Raw genomic sequence first — 22,707 nt, 5'->3', positions numbered from 1 at the left:
CCTGTGGATGGTGATCGGCCCGCCCAACGGCCGTCTACGATGTGCCCATGACACGCATCGCTGCGTTCTTCGACCTCGACAAGACGATCATCGCGAGGTCGAGCACGCTTGCGTTCTCCAAGCATTTCCAGGCCGGCGGCCTGATCACCCGCGCGGCCATGATCCGCTCGGCCTACACGCAGTTCGTCTACGTCGTCGGCGGTGCCGACCACGACCAGATGGAGAAGATGCGCAAGGCGCTCTCCGAGATGGTCACCGGCTGGGACGTGGCGACCGTCAAGGAGATCGTCGCCGACACCCTCCACAACGTGGTCGACCCGCTCGTCTACGAGGAGGCGGTGCAGCTCATCGAGCAGCACCACGCCCAGGGTCACGACGTCATCATCGTCTCCGCCTCCGGCACCGAGCTGGTCGAGCCGATCGGCACGATGCTCGGCGCCGACCACGTCGTCGCGACCCAGATGGAGATCGAGGACGGCCGCTACACCGGCGAGATCGCGCTCTACGCCTACCGCGAGGAGAAGGCCCGCGCGGTCCAGCAGCTTGCCGAGCGCTTCGGCTACGACCTCGAGCAGTCGTACGCCTACTCCGACTCCGTCACCGACCTCCCCATGCTGGAGGAGGTCGGCCACGCGTTCGCGGTCAATCCCGACAAGGACCTCCGCAGGGCCGCCAAGGAACGCGGCTGGGACATCCTGGTCTTCAACAAGCCGGTCGCGCTGCGCAGCCGCGTGCTCACCCCGTCCACGCCGACCCTGGCCGCGCTGGCCGTCGGGGGCGCTGTGGCGATCGCCGGCGGCGTCATCTGGGCGGGCACGAAGCGTCGTCGCCTCGGCGCCTGACCTGCTCGAGAACAGGGATCGTGCAGACGCGGCATCATCCTCCTCATCCTGCAGAATTTCCAGCCTTGTATCTGGCCGCCGATCGGCGTAGAAACAGAGGTGTAACAAGACGTACACGAGTGAGAGGCACCCACGCGGCGATCCACCCATCTGATGGGGTGCTGTAGCCGGGGAGAAATCCCGACGCAGTGACCAGACCTTGCACGCTTGGTAACCAGAAACGCTCGTGTCAGCGGTGGCACCCGGTGCTCACAACCCACCGGGTGCCACCTGCTTTTGCCCTCTACTGGGCCACCTCTATGGGGCCGCGTCCAAGCGCAGCGGCGAGGCCTCGGCCCCGGCTGCGAAAGCCTCGGCCGCGTAGAGCAGCCATGAGTGCGCGCCCGCCAGGCCACCCTCCCGGAAGCCACGCAGGTTCGACTCGTAGGCGGCCCGCAGCGCCAGATGGCCGGCCTCGGGCACGACCAGCGACTTCTCGTCCACGCCACGCGCGACCAGGATGAGCCGCTCCGCGGCACGCGCGACCAGCCCGTTGTGGGACGCGAACGGAGCCGCGGTCGCCAGATCAGCGTGCACGAACGCCGCCACGACCAGCGCCGGCGCGGACGTCGGGGCGAGCAGCAGATCGGAGAGGCGCCGCAACCGCTCGGCCGACTCGGCCGAGCGCGGACGGCCCAACTCCTCAGGGTCCAGCGACGCCGCCGCCGCCAGCGCGTGCAGCCGCGCGAAAGCCTGCAGCGGCGCGTGCTTCACCACCGGCACCAGCGAGAGCAGCTCGGTCGAGAGCCGTACCGCGTCCTGCGCGATCGCGTCCCCGCCCGAGCCGCGAACCTCGCCCAAGGACGACGAGGAGCCTTCCAGCACGGCAGAGGCGTGCGCACCGCGCAGCAGCGACTCGGCGGTGGTCTCCGGAGACGTACGCCGCAGCCCCCGGTCACGCAGCATCACGTCGATACCGTCACGAGCTGCGGCGAAGCCCGAGGCCACACCTTCGAGCGACACCAACCGGGCAAGCGGATCGTCCTTCACGCGTCAACCTTATGGCCTTATCCGCCGATCGCCGACGTCGCGAGCGTCACGAGACGGGTGTGATGGCAAGGCGACGCCGCGAGGGCATACCGGGTGTCTGTTGAGCGGCGTCAACGCCGCCAGCGCGCCCGTATCGTGGCGCGCAGCAGGCGGAGATCGGCGGATATGGCCATCCCGCGCGTTACCCTGACCGAGATGACGGACCCAGCCAACCCCGATCCGGCACGCTCCTTCGGAGGCGTGGCGGACAGTTATGACCGCGGGCGCCCGTCCTACCCGGTGGATGCGGTGAAGTGGCTGGTCGGCGCGGAGCCGTGCTCGATCCTCGAGCTCGGGGCCGGGACCGGCAAGCTCACCGAGGTGCTGGTCGGCCTGGGCCACGACGTCTTCGCGACCGACCCGGACGACGCGATGCTCGACATCCTCTCCGGGAAGCTCCCGGACGTACGCGCCACCAGCGGCACCGCCGAGCAGATCCCGACCGGCGACAGCCTCTACGACGTGGTCGTCGTCGGCCAGGCGTTCCACTGGTTCGACCACGCCAAGGCGCTGGCGGAGATCGGGCGGGTGCTGCGTACGGACGGACGACTCGCCGTGGTCCAGAACGAGCGCGACGAGCGGATCCCCTGGGTGCGCAAGCTCGGCAAGCTGATCGGCAAGCAGACTGGACTCACAGAAGAGGGCGGCTTCGACCCGACCTCGATCCTCGACGACTCCGGGTTCTTCTCCGCGGTGGAGGCGCAGACGTTCCGGCACTGGCAGGTCGTCGACCGCCACTCGATCCAGGACCTGGTCCAGTCGCGCTCCAACATCGCCACCCTCGAGCCGGAGGCTCAGCAGCAGAAGCGGCGCGAGGTGCTGGCCTTCTACGACGACTACGGCCGCGGCATGGACGGCATGCAGCTGCCCTACAACTGCCGCGCCTGGCGTGCGCAGGTGCTCCCGCACGCACAGGTCAAGCACACCGTCGTGGTCGTCGAGACGGACGAGGAGCCGGAGCCGAAGGTGCCGCTGGCCAAGCGCACCGACACCGCCGTACGCCTCCCCCGCGTCATCACCGACCCCGAGAACGGCGACGACGACCTGCTCATCGACTTCCAGTGAGCCCCGCGATCAAAGCACTGTTCTCGGACGCGTCGTGAGCGCGTCGCGCTCCGGGTCCATCAGGTCGAAGCTCTGGATGACCCAGAAGATCGTGAAGCAGACCAGCAGCGAGACCTCGGTCGCCAGCAGCCAGTACGTCCAGCCGGTCAGGCCCAGCACGATGCCCGCCGCCAGCAGCACCACCATGGCCACGACCAGCGCCCAGTAGGTCTTGTCCAGCCGCGTACGCGCCTTGTCGGCCTCCCGCGCGATCCTCCGCACGCCCCAGTCGGTGTTGAGCACGACCGCCAGCGCGAACGGCGTGAAGGTGAAGATCGCCGCGAGCCCGTGCGCCTTGGTCGCGAAGGTCTCCTGGTCGATCAGCAGCCAGCCGACGCCGACGACCCATGCCCCCGCGACCGAGACCAGACCGATCAGCCCCCAGCGCGAAGGCCAGGCCCCGGCGGCGGCGCGCTTGCGCAGCCCGAAGATCAGCACGACCACCCAGCCGATCGCCATCACCGCCAGGTAGCTCCAGGCGTTGTTGACGATGGCGGCCTTGTCGATCTGCTGCCCGATCTCCGGGGTCGGCACGAAGCCGACCATCGGCGCCGAGAGCCCGGCGAGGTTGAGCGCGGTGTCCTCCGCGTCGGTATAGCCCCGCAGCACCACCAGGCACACGCCCAGCGCACACAGCACCGCGGTGAAGACCGGGCCCGCCGGGGTGTAGTAGTAGGACGAGATGGAGGTCTGCCACTCCCCGCTCGTGATCGTCTCGGCGCCCACCGAGATCGCGAGCCCCGCGAGCAGACAGCACAGAGCGAAACGGACATAGCGGTACGTCGTCACCTCGGTCGTCATAGCCCCGAACGTAGCGGGATCCGGCCACCCTCGGGGCCCTATTCAGCAGCGCGTCCGAGACCCGCGCCAATCGTTCACCGAGCAATGTCGAGGAACGCATAGCGTGACGAACGCCACATCAGATACCGTAAATCGAACCCGGATCCCCGCCGGTTTCGATAAATCCTCCGTCGCTCCTACGATGCGCGCGTGAAGATGACGATCAAGTGAAATCCTTCGCCCCGAGCCGATGATGTCTTGGGATGCGCCCGCGGACGCGTTAGCGTCCGGACGAAGCCGCATATCTCTGCCGTAGCCCCACCACCATCACCGCTCGGGCGATGCCTCCTGCGGAAAAAGTGAGGTCGACATGTCCACCGTGACGTTCCTTGAGGACGGCCCTTCCGTTCTCTCCCTGTACGAAGGTTTCTTCGCCGGTGGCGCCCGGATCCTGCACACCGCAGTCGTCCGCGCGCTCGACGCCACCACGCCTCAGCAGCACAGCGTGCTGAGCCTCAGCGACCGCGTGCAGCGCGAGTTCACCGCGCAGCGGATCTCCTCCGACAACTCCTACCGCCGCCTGACCTCGGCCGGCGTGCCGGTGCGGGCATTGAGACGTACGCCTTCGGGCCCCATCACCACCAGCCAGCTCAAGCGCGTGGCGCAGTCGGTGGCGAAGGCCGACGTGGTGCTCTCCCTCAAGGAGCAGCCGCTCACGGTGCTGGGCAGGGTCGGCACGTCGGGGACGCCGCTGATCACCTGCCTGCACCGCTCCGACCCGGAGCACCAGGGGGCCGGGGTGCAGGAGCTCATCGACCTCGACCGGGCCGGGCTGCTGACCGCGGCCGTGTGCTGCGCGGAGTCGACCCAGCGGGCCTACCACGAGGCGACCGGGATCCCGCTGGAGCGACTGCCGGTCTTCCCCAACGGGGTCGACCTCCACAAGTTCCGCACCGACGCCGACCTGCGGGCCGGCAAGCGGGCCGAGCTCGGCGTGGACGGCGACGCACCCGTGGTGATGATCGCGGCCCGCTTCGACGAGATGAAGAACATCCCGCTCTTCGTCCGGGCGGCGCGCCGGTTCGTGCGGGAGCACCCCGACGCCCACCTCGTCATGTGCGGCGCCGGGATGACCGCGGACAACCCGGCCTTCGCCCAGCTCATCACCGAGGAGCTCGGCGCGTGGCCGGCGCTGGAGACCAACCTGCACGCCCTCGGCATCCAGAGCCAGATGGCGCCGCTCTACAACGCCGCCGACCTGATCACGCTCACCTCGGCATTCGGCGAGGCCGCCCCACTGTGCCTGCTCGAGGGGATGGCCTGCGGCGCGGTCCCGGTGACCACGCCGGTCGGCGACGCTCCGGCGATGGTCGGCGACCTCCGCCTGGTCTCGAGCTTCGACCCGGCCGAGATGGCCGAGTCCTGGGAGGCCGCCTTCGCCCAGCGCGAGGAGCACTTCGAGCGGATCTTCCGCAACCGGCAGCGCCTCTCCGAGCAGCGGCTCTTCGATGCGTACGCCCGGCTGATCAAGGACTCCGCCGCCGCGGCGCCGATCCCGGTCGCGGTCTGAGTTCACCACCGTTGGTCGAGCCCGGCGAGCGCCAGCGAGCCGGTGTCTCCGGCGGCTCGACCAGCGGGCTCGACCAGCGTGCGAGTCAGTAGATGTTCACGTCGTAGGCGTTGAGGGCCTCGCGGACGGGCTGGAAGAAGGTGGTGCCGCCCGAGTCGCAGTCACCGGAGCCGCCCGAGGTGATCCCGAGGGCGGTCGAGCCGGCGTAGAGCGGGCCCCCGGAGTCGCCCGACTCGGCACAGATGTCGGTCTGGATCATGCCGCGGACGGTGCCGGAGCCGCGGTAGCGGACCGAGACGTCGAGCGCCTCGACCCGGCCGGAGTGCACGCCGGTCGACGAGCCGTCGCGGGTGACCCGCTGGCCGACGCGGGCGTCACCGACGGAGTAGCCGCCCTGATGCGTCAGCGAGGTGTTGTCGTAACGCACCAGCGCGTAGTCGTTGCCCGGGAAGCTCGACTTCACGGTCGGCCCGATCCGGGTGGTCCGACCGGAGTTCGTGTACCAGGTCCCGACGTCTTCGGCGCAGTGGCCGGCGGTGAGGAAGTAGTGGGTGCCGCCCTTGCGTACGTTGAAACCGACCGAGCACCGGAAGCCGGAGCCGTAGATCGCGTCGCCGGCACCGAGGAACGGCTTGAACTCGCCCTTGGCGCGCTTGATGGAGATCGCGTCGGCGTCGGCCCCGACGGTCTCGGTCAACCTGCTCAGCGCGGACGCGGGGACGGTGGAGTCCGCGGTCACGACCACCTTGCCGGTGGCCTCGTCGGTGTACCAGGCGATACCGGACAGCGCGGACCTGTTGACCGCGGAGTCGACTGCGGCGTAAGCGGCCGCCAGCGCCTTGGCGCTGGCCCCCGTCTCCGCGGGCGCAGCGACCGCCGGCGTGGCTGCGGCGCTAGCCGCCAGCCCTAGTCCGACCGCTGCTGCGAGCAGACGGTTACGTGACCTGGTGAACCTCATACGTTCCTCCACCGCGATTGTGCCCGAACACGACCACAGTGAGTATGTCGTTGTAAGCACCTCATCGGCCAGTCGTTGGCAAAAAACTTTCGTAGTTCGACGAAATTTCGTACGCCGCAGGGCAAAGTGGCCCAAACCACCTCACCCCGCGGCGTACCTGTGCTTGATCAGTGACGCTCGGTCAAGAGCACTTGATCAGTAGATCGTGGCGCCGTACACGCTGAGCGCCTCGGTCACCGGCTGGAAGAAGGTCGTTCCACCGGTGCTGCAGTTCCCGCTGCCGCCGGAGGTCAGCCCCAGCGCGGTCGAACCGGAGTAGAGCGCGCCGCCGGAGTCACCCGGCTCGGCGCACACGTTGGTCTGGATCAGGCCGCTGACGGTGCCCTCGGCGTAGCGGACGCTGGCGTTGACCGCCGTCACGGTGCCGGTGTGGACACCGGTGGTCGAGCCGTCACGCGTGACGCTCTGGCCGACCCGAGCGGTGCCCGCGGTGAAGCCACCGGACTTCGAGATGGAGGAGTTGTACTCGACGATGCCGTAGTCGTTGCCCGGGAAGCTCGAGCCCGCGGTGTAGCCCAGCAGCGTGGTGTTCGACGAGTTGGCGTACCAGGTCGAGACGGCGTTGGTGCAGTGGCCCGCCGTCAGGAAGTAGTCGGCGCCGCCGACCTTGACGTTGAAGCCGAGCGAGCAGCGGGAGCCGCCGCCGTAGATGGCGTCGCCGGGGCCGATGAGCGGGCTGAACTCGCCCTTGGTGTGCTTGACGGTCACGGCCTCGTCGCCCTGGCTCGTCCTCTCGGCGGCAGCCTCCTTGACCTCGGCGATCTCGGCCGCGGAGACGGTCTCGTCGACGGTGACGACGACCTTGTTGGTGGCCGGGTCGGTGTACCACGACGAGCCGACCGGGGCGGACTCGGCGACGGCCGACTTGACCGACGCGACCTCGGCCTTGCTGAACTCGGCATCCGCGGCGGCTGCCGGGACGGCGACGGCGGCGGAGGCCGCGAGACCCACACCCGCGGCAAGCGCCGCGATCGTGCGGGGACGGAAGGTGGTGCGTTGGAACCTCATACGTCTCCTCCTGGGGGAAAGGCCCATGTGTTGTGGGCTTCCGCACCCGAATCCACGGGTTTCGCGGCTTACCGGGGGCGGGTAACTGAGTTTCGTGTTCTTTCCCTTGCCCCGCATCACAATCGATTCCCCAAGAATTCGCATTGCAAAGACTCGTTCATCGAATTCCTGCAATGCAGCAACACGCGATTCCGCAGGGTTTGCGGCGCCCCGCCCACAGAAGAGGATTGGGTAAGCATTGCCAAGTTGTAGGTACCCGGGTCCTGGGCCGCGTACGGTGGGTATCCGTGTTCATCTCGCTGCTCGAGCGAGGATTCGGGCGGGATTTCGTCCGTCTTCCAAACCTTCGGCGTGGCGACTGTTGATAGATGGTAGACAAACCCCATGCCGTATCCGCCGCCCCCAGGCTCCCCCGGTTCGGGCGCGCCTGACGAGGAGCCGCAGAAGCAGCCTGCGCCTTTCGACTACAACGAGCGCCTGATCGGACTCTCCGACGACGGCGGCAACCGACCGGCGTTCAACGCCCGCAAGGAGCGCGCCGGCCAGGGCGGGCCGCTGCGGCAGGTCCTGACCATCGCCGTCTCCCTCGGGCTCGTGGTCGTGTGTGGGGTGGTCGTCTACGCCCTCTTCACCCGCGGCGACGACGCGGCCACGACCGCCGGAGCACCGACCGCGAGCGACACGGCTTCGGCCGACCAGACACCGAGCGAGTCGCCGAGCCAGGGCGGCGGAAGCTCCGACGTAGGCGGTGGGTCCAGCGGCAAGCCCGACTGGCCCGCGACCAGCTCCCCGGCCGACCCCAGCGACGGCGCCACCAGCTCGCGTTCGACCATCGGCCCCGAACACCTCTCCAAGGACGACGTCCCCCGCCCCTGGGAGTTCACCTACGGCGACGTCACCCTGAAGGCCCGCTACCTGAGCGGCAAGGACTACTCCGGCTGCAAGGCGACCCTGAAGCCCGCGATCCGCAACCTCGGCTGCGACTACGCCGCGCGGGTCTCCTACAAGGCTCAGCGGGGCAACCTGCGGATGACCCACTTCATCTACGACTTCAGCACCGTCGAGGCCGCGGGGAAGGCCGCCAAGAAGATCGAGCCGCGGCACGTGATCCCGCCCACGGAAGCCTCCCTGCCCGACTACACCCAGGGCTGGTTCAAGGTGAAGGACTACGGCAAGTACGTCGTCTACACCATGGTCACGGCCAGCGATGGCATCACCGTGGCCCAGGGCAAGGAATACACCTCCTACGGCAACACCGACCTCGGCGCGGAGATCCTCTTCCGGATGTGAGCCCGGAGGTTGGCGAGTAGGGGCGGCCGTCGCGAGCGTCGCGTCTACTCGCCGAACCTCGTCAGGGAGTCGCCTGGTCCCCTGCTCCGGGCGAGGCTCCTACCGTGGGCGAAGGCTCCGCCGAGACGCCGCCACCCTCGTTCGGCTGCGCCGACGGCGAGGCGCTCGACCCGGTCGAGCTCGACGGCTCGGCGCTCGGCGTCTCCGTCGCGGCCGACTCCGACGGCTCGGTCGGCTCCGAGGGTTCAGTGCTCGCACCCGCGGACTCCTCCGGAGTCGCGGTCGCGCCCGGCGACGGATCCTCGTCCCGCTTCTCATCCCGCTTCTCGGAACCGCCGCCGGTCACCCGGGAGATCGTCGTGCTGCTGTCCCCATCACCCACGATCGAGCTGACGCTGCGCCCGGCCGCCAGCTCGAAGATCGTGATCGCGACGACCACGACCACGAACATCGCCAACGAGAGCAGGGCGATCCGCTTCCAGGGCAGCGTCTTGAGGCGCTCCTGCCACGACGGCGTCGGCTCCGTGTCGCCACCCTCGGCCGCATCGCCCACCTCCGCGGCCTCCGCCGCCTCCGCCACGGAGCCCGAAGTCCGCTCGGTCGCAGTCTCCGAGCTGGCCCGTACGCCGGCGAGCCCGGCCGACCGCCACCGGCCCAGGGCCTGGACGCTGGTCACCTTCTCGTGGCTCTTCGCGAGCCACTGGGAGTAGAGGTTGGTGCCGACCGTCGCCGCGACGCTGCCGAGCGCCGCCCCGACGAGGGTTCCGACGGCACCGAGCGTGGAGAGCAGCACCGCGGAGGTGACGGCAGCAAGGGCACCTGCGGTGGTCGCGAGCCAGTCGATGCGGGCCGGTTTCGATTCGCGGGTATCGCTGGAGGGCGGGGTGTTGCTCATTAGGCCCAGGTTAACTCGCGAACCGATGCTACCGGCACCAACTTGACGCAGATCACCCCTGACTCAGGTCACGCTCCAGAGCCGCTGCGCCGGACATCAGGGTGGCCACGACGCTCGGCAGGGACTCCTTGTCGTAGCGGACGCTGGGCATGGAGATCGACATCCCGGCGACGACATCGCCACCGGCGCCACGGACGGGGACGCCGACGGCGACCACGCCCCGCTCGGAGCGACCGTCGTTGAAGGCGAAGCCGTTGCGGCGTACGCGCTCGAGCTCGGTACGCAGCGCGTCGATGTCCGGGCGATCGGCCAGGTGGTCGGCGTACCTCTCCCGGGAGTAGATCGAGGCGACCTCGTCGTCGGAGATCTGGGCCAGGAGCAGGAGGCCGGCGGTGGTGCGGTGCGCGGGGAAGACCATGCCCTCGCGGGAGCCGACCTTGAGCGACTGCGGCGACTCGACCGAGGCGATGAAGCGGCAGGTGTCACCGGTGCGTACGGCGACGTTGGCGGACTCGCCCAACAGGTCGACCAGGCGCTGCAGATGCGGCAGCGCGACCTGGCGGAGCCGGGATGCGGTCGAGCGAGAGTGGGCGGCCAGCTCCAGCACCGGTCCGGCTCGGTAGACCTTGTCCTCGTCCTGGACAGCGAAGTCGCGGTAGACCAGCATCGCCAGCAGCCGGTGGGCGGTGGAGCGGGCGACGTCGAGCCGAGCCGCTGCCTCCGAGACGGTCAGGCGGCCTTCGAGCTGGAGGATCGCCGCCAGCTTGAGTGCGTGGTCGACGCTGGTGATCGCATACGGGGGCCGGGTCTTGAGCGGCTTGTCCATCCCACCTCTTCCTGATCACACCAAACCAAGCATCTATCGCTCGCCTCCGCAGGAGATTGACCGAGCTGAGGAGGGGGCTGTGACAATGACCACGTCTTCGAGGCACTCCCGCCCCGACTCACCGACATGATCGTGAAAGGCTGAACGCGATGTCCGTCCTGATCGGCACCACTCCGACACGTACGTTCGACGACGCCCGTCGCTGGGTGGCGGAGGGCACGGCTCTGCTGACCGGCGCGGTCGACGGTCTGGACAGCTCCGCCCCTTCGACAAGCTCAGGACATCGCTTCGACGGCGACTCGCGGCTGCCGGGCTGGACCCGCAAGCACCTGGTCGGCCACGTCGCCGCCAACGCCGATGCCCTCGGCAACCTGATCTCCTGGGCCGAGACGGGCGTGGAGAAGCGGATGTACGCCTCCGCGGAGCAGCGCAACGCCGACATCGAGGAGGCAGCGACGCGACCGGCCGAGGAGCTCCGCTCGTGGTATCACCGCGGCGCCGCGGAGCTCGACGCGGCCATGGACCGGCTGACTCCCGAGCAGTGGGAGCACGAGGTGATCACCGCCCAGCTCGTCACCCGGAAGGCGAGCGACGTCCCGTGGATGCGGGCCCGTGAGGTCTTCGTCCACGCCGTAGACCTCGGCGTCGGAATCACCTTCGCCGATCTGCCCGACGACTTCCTGCTCGCCCTCGCCGACGAGATCCGTACGAAGCGGGGACTCTCCGACGACGACCTGATCGGTGTCGAGGGCCCGCTTCCCGAGGTGGCTGCCTGGCTCGCCGGGCGACCGCACGACCTCGTGGACGCACCGACGCTCGGGTCGTGGCTCTGACCTTTCCTGGGATCAGCTCCAGCGGGCGAGCTTGTCCGGGTTCAGGACGATCCAGACGTCGGTGACCCGGCCGCCGGCGACCCGCAGGTTGGCGACGCCGCGGTGAGCTCCGTCCTCGATGAACGTGAACCCGAGGCCGTCGGCGGTGGCCTCGGTCCGGATCTCCCAGGTCGGCCGCTTCGTGAGTACGCCCAGCAGGAACCGCGCCACCTTCTCCGGCCCGGCGATCGGGTTGAGGGCAGCGCTGACCCGGCCACCGCCGTCGGAACGGAGCGTGATCGACGGGTCCAGCAGCGTCACCAGCCGGCCGAGGTCACCGCCGGCCGTGGCCGAGACGAAGGCGCGTACGACGTCGTCGTGCTCCGGCAGCGGGGCGACGTCGTCGCGATGCTGGGCGACCCGGCGGCGTGCGGAGGCGGCGAGCTGCCGCACCGCGGCCGGCGAGCGGCCGACCACCCCGGCGATGTCGCCGAACGGGACGGCGAAGATGTCATGGAGCACGAACGCGACCCTCTCGGCCGGAGTCATCGCGTCGAGCACGACGAGCAGCGCGGTGCTCACCGTGTCGTCGAGGGTCGCTCGGTCGGCCGGATCCTCGGGGGCTGCCAGGAAACCCGGCCGGACCGGCTCGGGCAGCCAGGGGCCGACGTACCTCTCCCGGCGGCTGCGCGCCGACTTGAGTACGTCGAGGCAGACCCGGCTGGTCACGCGGCTCAGCCAGCCGGAGGGGTTGTCGATCGCCGCCCGTTCGTCGTCGGAGAGGCGATACCACCGCAGGTAGGTCTCCTGGACCGCGTCCTCGGCCTCCTCGACCGTGCCGAGCAGGCGGTAGGCGAGCGCGATCAGGCGGCGGCGCTCGATCATCACCTCGCCCAGGTCGTCCATGTCAGGCATCGTGGCATCTCCTCCGGGTTCACCCAGTGTGACGAGCCAGACATCGCGATTGTGAGGTGGCGACCTCACATTCGGCTCCGCCACCTCGTCAACCTGACGAGTGCCCGCGCTGTGGCGGGCCAGACCCGAAGGACCCCGATGCTCGCCAACGTCAACGTGACCAAGCTGTTCCCCGCCGCGTACAACGCCCAGATGGCCGTCGAGGAGGCGGTCGAGGAGGCCATCACCGTCGCCGGCCTCGACCGGCTCACCGTCGACCTGGTCAAGCTCCGCGCCTCCCAGATCAACGGCTGCGCCTTCTGCCTGCGGATGCACACCCAGGACGCCATCAAGAACGGCGAGACGGCCGACCGTCTCGCCCTCGTCGCCGCCTGGTGGGAGTCGCAGTACTTCACCCCCGAGGAGCAGGCCGCCCTCACCATCGCCGAGCAGATCACCCGCATCGGCGACCTGCACACCGCCGCCGCCCCCAAGGTGGACGTCGAGAGCGTCCTCGACGCCAAGCAGATCGCCGCCCTGACCTGGGTCGCGATCTCCATCAACGCCTGGAACCGCATCGCGATCTCCAGCCACTACCCGGTCGCTCCGTGATCAGGACTGTGAGAACGAGATAGTCCGGGACGTTTCTGCCCATTACCTGCGGGTAGAGGGGCAGAAACGTCCCGAACTACCTTTCGGCCGCTACCGACTGCTGTCGAGACAGTCAGGTGTTTGGGGGGCGTACGAGAGAATCGTGGAACCGCGTGGGAACGTTTCTCCTACGTGAATCTTTACTCGGCCAGGGGGTCCGATGACTACGCCGACACCACCACCGCCGGACGGATACGGCGCGATGCCTCCTGCGCCGAACCTCCAGCCTGGGTCACCGGCCCCCTTGCCGACGAACGAGAGTTCGTTCGCCGCCGGAGGGCCACCGCCGGAGAAGCCGCACAACCCGTGGCCCATCGTCATCGGGCTCGGTGCGATCGCGGTCGTGCTCGTGATCGGCGTGATCATCACGGCCGCTCTCGTCGTTCTCCGCGGCGAGGAGGACCCGACAGCCAAGCCCGGGCCGCTGACGGTGACGGCCACGCCGAGCACGTCGGCGACCGCTCCTGCCCCGGGCGGACTGGCCGCGGATCTGTTCGAGGGTGACTGGAGGTTCAAGCTCGGCGACGTGAGCATGGACGCGACGTACGTGGCTTCCCAGGACTATCCGGACTGCGGGCCGATCGCGTCGGCGGCCCTGGAGAAGAAGGGCTGCGGCTATGCCGCGATGGGGATCCACGACGCCGAGCGCGGCAAGCTGCGGATGCTCCGGGTGATCTACGTCTTCGACAGCGAGGCGGAGGCGACTGCGGCCGCGGAGTCGGTCAAGGAGACCGACTTCGACCTGCCCACCGGCAGCCTCATCGCGGACGACGTGATCGGGAAATGGGTCGCCAAGGACTCCTCCAAAGCGGTCGTCGTCGGCTTCGTGACCGCACAGAAGGGCGTCCCGGAGTCGACCGTCGACGACTACCTCCACTACGGCACCGCCGACATCGCGGGCGCCCTGATCTTCATGGATCTGTAGAGCATGGACCTGTAGACGCCGGAGTTCACCCGAGGTTTCCGAGTATTCGAAAGCGTTTGGTTCGGCGCACACGGCGGACTCATACCGTCGGTAGGCGTGTCCCCCACTGCCTCGGACGGTCTCGCCAAGCTCGACCACCGATGGCGGGCCGTCGTGCCCGCGGTCGCCCTGTGCGGCGTCATCGCCGCCGCCTCGAGCCTCCTGGCCCCGACGACCGCGTCCGCCGGGCCGACCGTCAAGGTGGCCCAGGCCGGGCCGGTTCAACCCGGCTTCCAGCGCTTCGCCTGGCTCAACGCCTGGGCCGACCACCACACCGCGCCCGGAGGTGCTGCTGCCGGCCGGCTCGACGGCGTGCCGCGGATGCGGATCGTGGTGGGTCACCTGCGGCGTACGGCCATCGACTTCGGCGTGCTCGCCGAGGTGGAGGCCCCGCAGCGGGAGGCCTTCGAGTCGTTCGGACGTGAGTTCGGCCTCGTCTCCACGCCCGATGCCACCGACGACGCGGTCTTCTACCGGCGCTCGGTGTTCCGGCTGGTCAGCAAGGACACGGTCACCATGTACTACCGCCACGGCGCTCGGGTCAGCGCGCCGGTGGTCGTGCTGGAGGAGCGTTCCTCGGGACAGCGCGTCGGGGTCCTGCCCGTGCACTTCCCGGCGACCCTCCCGTCCGCCCCCAGACAGAAGAAGTGGCGAGACCTGAACGCCCGGATCGTCAAGGAGGCGGTCGCCCGCGCCGAGGTGCCGATGGTCGTGGCCGGTGACTTCAACCAGCGCAACGACATCCTCTGCGACCTGACCTCGCCGGGGACCGGTCTGGTGAGTCCGCTGGCACCGCACGAGGAGTGCGCCACCGCCCGCCGGGCGCCGATCGACCAGGCCTTCCTCAGCCCGTCGCTGCGGCCCGACCGCTACCAGGTCTACTCCGGCCCGTCGGCCCGCCGGGCCACCGACCACGGCGCGTTCTACCAGGTCAGGCTGCGACTCTCCGACATCGCCTGAACCCTCAGAAGTACGTCCGGACCAGGTCGGTCACGGTGTAGTCGAGATCGACGACCGGGATCAGCCGCCACTTGTCGAACGCCGTGCACGGGTGAGAGATCCCGAAGCTGACCAGGTCGCCCGGCCGCAGCCCGGCGTCGGTGCGCAGGAAGGCGTGCTGGTCGGCCAGCTTCTCGACGGTGCCCTCGAGCGGCTCCGCGCCACCGAAGCCGTCGCGTCGCGCCGCGAGCGGGACAGGCAGGCCGTGGTCGAAGGGCGCGTCCCGCCTGCCCATGCCGACGATGACCAGCCCCTCTTCGGGGGCCGAGATCACCTGGGCCCACACCTCGATGGCCGGGTCCAGGGTGCCCTCGATGCGGCCGTAGGGCGTCTCGCCGGCGTAGAGACCGTGGTCGTGGGTGACGTACGCACCGCTGCGCAGCACCTTGCGAGGCGTCATCCCGTCCGGCCAGCCCGTGGACCAGCGCTCGGCGAGGACGTCGAAGAAGGCGCTGCCACCTGCGGAGACGATCGCGTCGGCAGCGGTCAGGCCCTTGGTGTAGAGGCTCGAGGCGAGCTCCTTGAGACGGTCGAAGTAGTCGCCGACCGCCTCTGCCGTCCGCAGCCCGCCCTCGTAGCCGGCGACTCCCGCCAGGAGTACGCCCGGCGTGGAGTCGACCACCCGCGCGAGCTCGACGGCCTCCTGGACGGAGCGACAGCCGGTCCGTCCGCCCGGGAAGCCCAGGTCGATCAGTACGGCCAGCGGCCGGTCCTCGACCCCGACCAGGGCCGACGCCTCGGCCGCAGCCTCGACGCCCTCGACCGAGTCGACCCAGTGCAGGTGGAGGAACTCCGGGTCGGCCGCACGCTCGGAGGCCACCCAGCTCAGTGCGCTGTGGTCGAGGATCTCGTTGGCGACCATGACCCGGCGTACGCCGGCATGGCGGGCGACCAGGGCCTGGTTGGGCGAGGCGACGGTGATCGCCCACGCGCCGGCGTCGAGCTGTCGCTGGTAGAGCGACGGCGCCATCGTGGTCTTGCCGTGCGGCGCGAGCAGCAGGCCGTGCCCCTCCGCGAAGCCCGCGAGGGTCGGGATGTTGTGCTCCAGCACGCTCTTCTTGAGCACCATCACCGGCCAGGTGAACGAGCCGTCGAAGAGGTTGCGGCCGGAGGCTGCGTACGTGGTGAGATCGACGGCTTCTCCCGGCTCCCAGAAGCCCTTGTCCGCCCAGGTCACTTGATCATCCATCGGGACAGAACCTACCGAGGGCCCAGTTGCGATACACCGGGTTTTCGAGAAACTGTGGAAATCCCCAGGGAGGTATCGGCGTCGCTTATCGTGACGCCATGGCCAACCGTGCAGCTCAGAGGGCGATGACACGCCAGCTCCTGCTGGACGCGGCGATGGACCGGTTCGTCGCGAGCGGCTACGCGGCCACGACGATCGATGAGATCGCCTCGGCGGCAAGCACCACTCGGGTGACGTTCTATGCCTACTTCCCCTCGAAGTCCGACGTCATCAAGGCCTTGATCGCCGAACGCCTCGAGGACGAGATGGTCCAGCTCCGCTCCCCACAGGGCAGCTCGCTCGGCGGCCTGGCCGACGCGGAGGCGGCCGGCACCCGCGAGCAGCTCGGTGCCTGGATCCGGCACGCCGTGGCTCGATGGCCGGCGGTGCGTCCGATCGTCACGATCGCCCGGGCCGCCCAAGCCGTCGATCCCGATCTCACCCGCATCGTCGACGCCTGGACGGACGAGACGATCGAGGACGTCAGCGTGGGTCTGGACAAGGCGGACCGGTTCGACGCCGACAGCCGGCGCCTGCGCGGCGCACTGGCGGTCGGCCAGCTCGACTATCTGTTCCAGCGCTGGGCGGACGGGTTGTGGGGTGTCGAGCACGACCGCATGTGCGAGCTGGTCACCGAGAGCTGGTTCCAGCTGCTGGGCGAGTGATCCAGCAGGTCACAGGAAGGTCTGGCCCTCGCCCCGGTAGGTCGGCGCGACGGTGATGATCGAGTCGCCCTCGATCAGCTGGAGCGTGTCGAGCCGCTCGCAGACCTCGCCCGCCTTCGCGTGCCGGAACCAGACCTTGTCACCGATCGCGAGCTCGTCGGCGGCATGCCCACGCAACGGTGTCTGGACCTCCCCGGCGCCTTCGGTGCCGACGTACTCCAGGCCGAAGGGGTAGGTCGGGCTCGGGACGCGGTCGAGTCCGGGCGGGCCCGAGGCGATCCAGCCACCACCGGCGACGGTGACGATGCCGGGCGCGGGGCGGCGGACCACGCTCAGCCCGAAGTAGGCCGCGGGGTGGGGCGTGAAACCGTCGTAGCGGTCGAAGAGAGTCGGACCGTAGAGCCCGGAACCGGCCGCGATCTCGGTCACCGAGGGGTCAGCGTGGGTGGACTCGATCGAGCCCGTGCCGCCGCCGTTGACGAACTCGAGGTCGGCCAGGGAGCCTACGGCGGCGACGATCTTTCCGCGGCGCTCGGTGATCTCGGCGATGGAGGCCTTCTTCATCCTCCTGATGACGGCCGGGGGCGGGTTGCCGCCGAGCGGACGGTCGACGGTGCCGGCGACCTGGCCCTCGTAGGCCATCAGCCCGACCAGCTGGAAGTCGGGGTCGTCGGCGACGATCCGGGCAAGCGCGACGGCGTCCTCGGGGGTGCGGACCGGGGAGCGGCGGGCGCCGAGCCAGATACGGCGCGCGATGACCAACGCCGCGTCGAGGTCGATGGCCACGCGTACGGGGGCGGCCGGGGTGCCGATCGCGGCCTTGACCAGCGACAACCCCTCGGCGCTGTCGACCATCAGGGTGACCCGGGCAAGCTTCTCCTCGTCGTTCGCGAGGGTGGCGAGCGCGGCCCGGTCGGCGGTCGGGTAGCCGACCACGACGTCGTAGTGCGACTCGGCCAGCCACAGCGCCTCGAACAGCGTGAAGGCCAGGATCCCCTCGTATCCCTCGCTGGCGAGCACCCGGTCGATCAGCGCCCGGCAGCGTACGGACTTGCTGGCCACTCGGATCGGGGTGCCGGCGGCGCGGCGCACGAGATCGTCGGCGTTGGCGTCGAACGCCTGCAGGTCCACGGCCCCGACGGGACCGTCGAGGCAGGCGGTCGCCCGGTCGAGGCGTTCGTGCTGCTGGGCGGAGAGATGGTGGGAAGTCGTGACCACGACGCAAGTGTCTATGCCCCGCGTGGCAGTCGCGTCAACGGCAGATGACCAACTGTGCCATCGCGTGGTCCAAACCGATCGGGGCGAAGACGTTGACCGAATGCCCCCGAAGCGACACCCTTTGCGGCGTGAGCGAGTGGCAGAACTGGGCAGGCAACCAGCACGCGGGCGCTGTCGAGGTCGTAGTGCCTCGCGACGACGCAGAGCTCTCGGCGGTCGTCGTGGCCGCAGCGAAGGCCGGGCGGAGGATCAAGCCGATCGGCGCGGGGCACTCGTTCACCGCGATCGGGTCGCCGGTCGATGTCCAGGTCAGCCTGGACCGTCTCTCAGGGATCGTTCGAGCGGACTCGACGACCGGTCTGGTGACGGTGCGCGGGGGCACCCGCCTCAAGGTCCTCAACCGGGCGCTCGAGGCGCTCGGTCTGTCGATGACCAACCTCGGTGACATCGAGGAACAGTCGATCTCCGGGGCGATCTCGACCGGCACCCACGGCACGGGAGCGCGTTTCGGCGGCCTGGCGACCCAGGTAAGCGGCCTGCGGCTGCTCCTCGCCGACGGCTCCGTGATCGCCTGCTCGGCTGAAGAGAATCCCGAGGTCTTCGACCTCGCCCGCGTCGGGCTCGGCGCGCTCGGGATCATCGTCGAGGTAACCCTCCAGACCGAGCCTCTGTTCGCGCTGAACGCCCGCGAGGGCAACGGCGAGCTCGCCGCGGTGATGGCATCGTTCGACGAGCACGCCTCCGGCACGGACCACTTCGAGTTCTACTGGTTCCCGCACACGACCCGGGTCCTGACCAAGCACAACACCCGGCTGCCGCTGCCGGAGACTCCGCTGGCGCCGGTGGGCCGGCTCCGGGGCTGGTTCGACGACGAGCTCCTCTCCAACCAGGCCTTCGGCGCGACCGTCGGTCTCGGTCTTCGGGCCCCTGGCCTGGTGAAGCCGCTGGCCCGCTTCGCCGCCTCCGCCCTCTCGCCGCGCGAGTTCACCGACATCTCCTACCGCGTCTTCACCTCGCAGCGGAAGGTGCGGTTCGTGGAGAGCGAGTACGCCGTCCCGCGTGCCGTCGGCATGGAGGTCCTCGCTTCGCTGCAGCGTGCGGTCGAGGCGTCCTCATGGAACATCTCCTTCCCGGTCGAGGTCCGGGTGGCCGGCGCCGACGACATCCCCCTGTCCACCGGGTTCGAGCGCGAGAACGTCTACATCGCCATCCACACGGCGCCCTCCTCGCCCTGGCGCGAGGAGTACTTCGCGACCTTCGAGCGCATCGCAGGTGAGGCCGGCGGCCGCCCGCACTGGGGCAAGATGCACACGCTCTCGGCCGTTGACCTGGGCGAACGCTATCCACGGTTCGGCGACTTCGTCGCGCTCCGCGACAAGCTCGACCCGTCGCGGACGTTCGGAAACCCCCACCTCGAGCACATCCTCGGCTCTTAACCTGCGCTTCTCCCGGGGGTCACCGGCGGCCCTTAGCGTGACGCGATGCCACAGCCTCCGTCGTCTCAGCGCATCGGCGAGATCCACGGGCTGCGGGGGCTGGCGCTGACGCTCGTGGTGGTCTTCCACCTCTTCGGCAACGGCCGGGTCTCCGGCGGCGTCGACGTCTTCCTCGCGCTGACCGGGTTCCTGGTGACCCGGTCGCTTGTCCGCCGAGTCGCGGCCCCTGAGCTGCGTCTGGCCGACCACTACGGACGTACGTTCCTGCGGCTCTCGGCTCCCACGCTGGTCGTGCTCGCGGGAACGGCGGCGCTGATGGTGACGGTCATGCCGCGGTCGATGTGGAGCTCGACGTTGCGGGAGATCGCTGCATCGGCGGCGTACGTCCTGAACTGGGAGATGATCCGGTCGCAGCTCGCCTACGGGGCGGCCGGGCCGAGCGCGAGCCCGCTGCAGCACTTCTGGTCGCTGGCGGTGCAGGGACAGTTCCTGCTGGTCTGGCCGGTGGTGGTGCTGGTGATCTGGCGGGTCGCGCGGGCGCGGCTCCGGCTCGTGCTGGCGCTCGTCGTGGCGGTGGGGACGGTGGCCTCGTTCGGCTTCGCGTGGCGGCTGGGGATCGCCGACCAGCAGGTGGCGTACTTCCACACCGGGGCACGCTTCTGGGAGCTCGGCGTCGGCGCGCTGCTCGCGCTCGGGCTCGACCGTCTCCGCCCGCCGGGGGCCGCGCGGCCGGTGCTCGCCTGGGCCGGGCTGCTGCTCGTCGCGAGCTCGGGGTTCCTACTCGATGGTGCCGCGCTCTTCCCCGGACCGTGGGCGCTGTGGCCGGTCGGCGGGGCGCTGCTGGTGGTGGTCGGCTCCGGGTCCGCGGTCCGTTGGGGACCCCAGCGGCTCCTCGCGGTGAGGCCGCTGCGGTTCGTCGCGGACATCTCCTTTCCCCTCTATCTGTGGCACTGGCCGCTGCTGGTGGCGTGGCTGAGCTGGACGTACGCCACCCGGACCACGCTCCTCGCGGCGGTGGTCGTGCTCTCGGCGGCGGTGGTCCTGGCCTGGCTCACCCACCGGTTCGTCGAGGTGCCGATCACCCGCTTCGGGCCGTCTTTCGCGGGCCTGGGACGGCTCGTGACCATCCCGATCGTGCTCGCGCTGGTCACGGGCACGACACTGGCCGGCGCCACCGCGGTCGAGCGCCAGGACGCGGCGGCGAGGGCGGCCGCCGTCGCCGCGGCGGAGAAGCACGCCGGCTGCATCGGCGCCGCCGCCATGGATCCCGCGACCGCCGGCTGCGAGGGTCCGGATCGGCTGCTCGACGCAAGCCTCGGCTACCAGGCGCCCGACGGGTCGGGCTGCTGGTCCAACAAGGAGCGGCCGGTGCGGCTCGAGGTCTGCACGCTCGGGCCGGCGCGGGACTATTCGCGCCGGCTCCTCGCGATCGGCGACTCGCACAACCACCAGCTGGTCCCCGCCTACCGCGAGATCGCCGAGCGGCGTGGCTGGCGTATCGACGTCGCCAGCCGCGCCGGCTGCCACTGGAACGCACGCGATCGCGTCGGCGCGCCCCGGACCACCGTCGAGCTGTGCCGACAGTGGAAGTCGCGGCTCGCGACCTACCTCTCCGAGGAGCGGGGGATCGATGCGTACGTCGTCATCCACTCCAGCCAGGTCTCGGTCGAGGCCGTCGGTGACGAGACGCCCGGCGAGGCGCTCGGTCGTGGTCTCGCGGAGGCATGGGCGCGTCGGCCGGACCCGTCTGTGCCGGTCATCGCGATCCGGGACAGCCCGATCTTCGAGGGCAGCACCACCCGGTTCGCCCGCGTGGTCCAGCCGTGCATCGATGACGCCGGCCTCGCGGCGGGGTCGACCTGTGCTCGCGACCGGGAACGGGTCGTACGCGACGACGGCAGCGCCGACGCGGTTCGCCTGACCCCGAACGCCCATCGCATCGATCTCACCGACTACTTCTGCGAGCCCGACACCTGCTCCCCCGTCGTCGGCAACCTGCAGGTCTACCAGGACGGCTTCCACATCTCGCCGCTCTACGCCGCCACCCTCGCGCCCTACCTCGGCGACCGGCTCGCGAAGATCCTGCGTTAGGCGACAGCCGGCTCCGGCTCTTCCTCGCGCGGGAAGTGGGTCTGCTTGAAACGTACGGCCATCCTCGTCGAGGGCCCCATGGCGGCAGCGGCAGCGACGATGATGGCGCCGATCACGAGCCAGCCGGCACCGCTGTAGAGGTCGGGGTGCCAGCCCATGGCGAGGAAGGTGAACAGAGCGGGTGCCCAGGCGCCGCCGAGCTGGCGGCCGATGCCGGCGACGCCCTCGTACTCACCCCGCCGTTCGGGGTCCATGAGCTCGGCCTGGAAGGCCCACGAGGCCGAGCCGATTGCCAGCTCGGCGCCGGTCACGGCGACATGGCCGAGCCAGACCAGGAAGATGGTGAGGAACCCGCGGGTGTCGTGGGTGACCAGCGTGATCGCGCAGGCGGCGACGAAGAACGCGCTGCTCCACCACACCCGTCGCAACGCGTCGCGGACGTCGTGGACGCCCTTGGACGTGTAGGCCGGGAGGATGATGCACAGCACCGTGTTGGTGGCGAAGAGCCAGGCCAGCAGCCAGCGCGGGGAGTCGGTGTATTCGACCAGCCACAGCGGGATCACGGTGTGCAGCAGCACCTGGTTCGACCACAGCGTGCCGGTGAAGGTGGTCACCAGGAGCCAGCCGACGTTGCGCAGCGCGCCCGGACCCGGCAGCTTCTCGGCGACCACGCCGGCCGCGCGGCGCTCGTCGTGGGGCGCCCTCGGCAGCCGAGAGATCCAGACGGAGTTGGCGATCCCGATGGCCAGCGCGAAGAACGGCACTCCCCACTTGAGGACCGTGTCGGTGTCCAGCGCGAGCGCGATGCCGGCGATCAGGGCGCCGATGGTGAAACCGAGGTTGAGGCTGGAGTACATGAACGCCTGGGTCGCGACCCGCTCCTTGTCGGGCAGCACATCGAGGACGTACGCATTCCGGCCGGCGCCGCCCGCGTTGTTGACCACCTCGAAGACGACGATCACCGCCAGATAGGCCCAGAAGCCGTGGATGAACGGCATCGTCGCGAACATCAATGCGCTGATCAGCGCGCTGATCGCCCAGATCCGCTTCGGGCCGATGAAGTCGGCCAGCCGGCCCATCGGGTAGGCGGTGAGGAACGACGCGATCCCCGCCACCGTCAGGCCGACGCCGATCTGCGCCGGGCTCAGCCCGACGAACGCGACCAGGTAGAACGCCGCTGCGGTGTTGAACGTGCCGTCCCCCGCCGCGAAGAGCAGCGACTGCGTCGCCAACCGCCGCGACAACGGCGTCGGCGGGATCAGGTTGCTGAGGAAACCGGGCAGGGGCACCGGCCAATTCCACCACCGAGACCGGGTGGTTGCCGACTGGTTTTCTGCCGAGATGTCAC

General features: G+C 69.7%; 21 protein-coding genes. 11 read left to right on the top strand and 10 right to left on the bottom strand.

Features of this window, described 5'->3' with window-relative positions:
- Positions 1–47 precede the first annotated feature (47 nt).
- A complete protein-coding gene (locus ACFWQC_RS00495) occupies positions 48–842 on the top strand; it encodes an HAD family hydrolase (protein WP_378671667.1) in 795 nt (264 codons plus the stop codon).
- A gap of 297 nt (positions 843–1,139) precedes the next feature.
- Here ACFWQC_RS00495 and ACFWQC_RS00490 read toward each other — a convergent pair whose 3' ends face one another.
- Positions 1,140–1,871 (bottom strand): oxidoreductase, encoded by a 732-nt coding sequence (locus ACFWQC_RS00490; protein ID WP_378671666.1) that lies wholly within the window; start codon positions 1,869–1,871, stop codon positions 1,140–1,142.
- A 195-nt stretch (positions 1,872–2,066) separates the two neighbouring features.
- Between ACFWQC_RS00490 and ACFWQC_RS00485 the strand changes: the two genes are divergently transcribed.
- On the top strand, positions 2,067–2,975 hold the full coding sequence (locus ACFWQC_RS00485; RefSeq protein WP_378671664.1) for a class I SAM-dependent methyltransferase: 909 nt from the start codon (positions 2,067–2,069) through the stop codon (positions 2,973–2,975).
- Positions 2,976–2,984: 9 nt separating this feature from the next.
- On the opposite strand, the gene ACFWQC_RS00480 is transcribed toward ACFWQC_RS00485, so the two are convergent.
- Entirely contained in the window at positions 2,985–3,815 is an 831-nt protein-coding gene (locus tag ACFWQC_RS00480; protein ID WP_378671663.1) for a hypothetical protein, read from the bottom strand.
- Between the two features lie 349 nt (positions 3,816–4,164).
- Between ACFWQC_RS00480 and ACFWQC_RS00475 the strand changes: the two genes are divergently transcribed.
- Positions 4,165–5,364, top strand: a complete 1,200-nt coding sequence (locus ACFWQC_RS00475) for a glycosyltransferase (RefSeq protein WP_378671661.1) — start codon at positions 4,165–4,167, stop codon at positions 5,362–5,364.
- An 85-nt stretch (positions 5,365–5,449) separates the two neighbouring features.
- Here ACFWQC_RS00475 and ACFWQC_RS00470 read toward each other — a convergent pair whose 3' ends face one another.
- Both ACFWQC_RS00470 and ACFWQC_RS00465 read right to left on the bottom strand, forming a co-directional pair.
- Positions 5,450–6,322, bottom strand: a complete 873-nt coding sequence (locus ACFWQC_RS00470) for a S1 family peptidase (protein ID WP_378671660.1) — start codon at positions 6,320–6,322, stop codon at positions 5,450–5,452.
- A gap of 195 nt (positions 6,323–6,517) precedes the next feature.
- Positions 6,518–7,390 carry a S1 family peptidase gene (locus ACFWQC_RS00465; protein WP_378671658.1) on the bottom strand — a complete coding sequence of 291 codons (873 nt, stop codon included), beginning with the start codon at positions 7,388–7,390 and terminating at the stop codon, positions 6,518–6,520.
- A gap of 384 nt (positions 7,391–7,774) precedes the next feature.
- Here ACFWQC_RS00465 and ACFWQC_RS00460 point away from each other — a divergent pair, with 384 nt between their 5' ends.
- On the top strand, positions 7,775–8,680 hold the full coding sequence (locus ACFWQC_RS00460) for a hypothetical protein (RefSeq protein WP_378671657.1): 906 nt from the start codon (positions 7,775–7,777) through the stop codon (positions 8,678–8,680).
- A 61-nt stretch (positions 8,681–8,741) separates the two neighbouring features.
- Here ACFWQC_RS00460 and ACFWQC_RS00455 read toward each other — a convergent pair whose 3' ends face one another.
- The gene (locus ACFWQC_RS00455; protein WP_378671655.1) at positions 8,742–9,575 is read right to left on the bottom strand and encodes a hypothetical protein; all 834 of its coding nucleotides are present in this window, start codon (positions 9,573–9,575) and stop codon (positions 8,742–8,744) included.
- Between the two features lie 52 nt (positions 9,576–9,627).
- Positions 9,628–10,401 (bottom strand): IclR family transcriptional regulator, encoded by a 774-nt coding sequence (locus ACFWQC_RS00450; RefSeq protein ID WP_355223666.1) that lies wholly within the window; start codon positions 10,399–10,401, stop codon positions 9,628–9,630.
- Between the two features lie 149 nt (positions 10,402–10,550).
- Between ACFWQC_RS00450 and ACFWQC_RS00445 the strand changes: the two genes are divergently transcribed.
- Positions 10,551–11,234, top strand: coding sequence for a maleylpyruvate isomerase family mycothiol-dependent enzyme (locus ACFWQC_RS00445; RefSeq protein WP_378671653.1), 684 nt, complete (start codon positions 10,551–10,553; stop codon positions 11,232–11,234).
- Positions 11,235–11,246: 12 nt separating this feature from the next.
- Here the strand turns inward: ACFWQC_RS00445 and sigJ are convergent, their stop codons facing one another.
- On the bottom strand, positions 11,247–12,128 hold the full coding sequence (gene sigJ / locus ACFWQC_RS00440; protein ID WP_378671651.1) for an RNA polymerase sigma factor SigJ: 882 nt from the start codon (positions 12,126–12,128) through the stop codon (positions 11,247–11,249).
- A 138-nt stretch (positions 12,129–12,266) separates the two neighbouring features.
- Here sigJ and ACFWQC_RS00435 point away from each other — a divergent pair, with 138 nt between their 5' ends.
- The 3 genes from ACFWQC_RS00435 to ACFWQC_RS00425 all read left to right on the top strand — a co-directional run bounded on the left by ACFWQC_RS00435 (position 12,267) and on the right by ACFWQC_RS00425 (position 14,682).
- On the top strand, positions 12,267–12,719 hold the full coding sequence (locus tag ACFWQC_RS00435; RefSeq protein ID WP_378671649.1) for a carboxymuconolactone decarboxylase family protein: 453 nt from the start codon (positions 12,267–12,269) through the stop codon (positions 12,717–12,719).
- A gap of 199 nt (positions 12,720–12,918) precedes the next feature.
- Positions 12,919–13,683, top strand: coding sequence for a hypothetical protein (locus ACFWQC_RS00430; protein WP_378671647.1), 765 nt, complete (start codon positions 12,919–12,921; stop codon positions 13,681–13,683).
- Between the two features lie 96 nt (positions 13,684–13,779).
- A complete protein-coding gene (locus ACFWQC_RS00425) occupies positions 13,780–14,682 on the top strand; it encodes an endonuclease/exonuclease/phosphatase family protein (protein WP_378671645.1) in 903 nt (300 codons plus the stop codon).
- 4 nt (positions 14,683–14,686) lie between these two features.
- Here ACFWQC_RS00425 and ACFWQC_RS00420 read toward each other — a convergent pair whose 3' ends face one another.
- Positions 14,687–15,910 (bottom strand): alanine racemase, encoded by a 1,224-nt coding sequence (locus ACFWQC_RS00420; RefSeq protein WP_378671644.1) that lies wholly within the window; start codon positions 15,908–15,910, stop codon positions 14,687–14,689.
- A 98-nt stretch (positions 15,911–16,008) separates the two neighbouring features.
- Here ACFWQC_RS00420 and ACFWQC_RS00415 point away from each other — a divergent pair, with 98 nt between their 5' ends.
- Positions 16,009–16,614, top strand: a complete 606-nt coding sequence (locus tag ACFWQC_RS00415; RefSeq protein WP_378671642.1) for a TetR/AcrR family transcriptional regulator — start codon at positions 16,009–16,011, stop codon at positions 16,612–16,614.
- Positions 16,615–16,623: 9 nt separating this feature from the next.
- Here ACFWQC_RS00415 and ACFWQC_RS00410 read toward each other — a convergent pair whose 3' ends face one another.
- On the bottom strand, positions 16,624–17,832 hold the full coding sequence (locus ACFWQC_RS00410) for an amino acid deaminase/aldolase (RefSeq protein WP_378671641.1): 1,209 nt from the start codon (positions 17,830–17,832) through the stop codon (positions 16,624–16,626).
- A gap of 128 nt (positions 17,833–17,960) precedes the next feature.
- Between ACFWQC_RS00410 and ACFWQC_RS00405 the strand changes: the two genes are divergently transcribed.
- Together ACFWQC_RS00405 and ACFWQC_RS00400 are read left to right on the top strand one after the other, a co-directional pair.
- A complete protein-coding gene (locus tag ACFWQC_RS00405; RefSeq protein WP_378671640.1) occupies positions 17,961–19,268 on the top strand; it encodes a D-arabinono-1,4-lactone oxidase in 1,308 nt (435 codons plus the stop codon).
- A 45-nt stretch (positions 19,269–19,313) separates the two neighbouring features.
- The gene (locus tag ACFWQC_RS00400) at positions 19,314–21,359 is read left to right on the top strand and encodes an acyltransferase family protein (RefSeq protein WP_378671639.1); all 2,046 of its coding nucleotides are present in this window, start codon (positions 19,314–19,316) and stop codon (positions 21,357–21,359) included.
- Here the strand turns inward: ACFWQC_RS00400 and ACFWQC_RS00395 are convergent.
- On the bottom strand, positions 21,356–22,648 hold the full coding sequence (locus ACFWQC_RS00395) for an MFS transporter (protein WP_378671638.1): 1,293 nt from the start codon (positions 22,646–22,648) through the stop codon (positions 21,356–21,358). The two genes, ACFWQC_RS00400 and ACFWQC_RS00395, sit on opposite strands and share 4 nt — an antisense overlap.
- Positions 22,649–22,707: the final 59 nt, after the last annotated feature.

The organism is Nocardioides sp. NPDC058538 (genome assembly GCF_042719275.1).
In the GTDB taxonomy this organism is placed as follows: Bacteria; Actinomycetota; Actinomycetes; order Propionibacteriales; family Nocardioidaceae; genus Nocardioides.
This window is presented reverse-complemented; position numbering and strand designations above follow the sequence as displayed.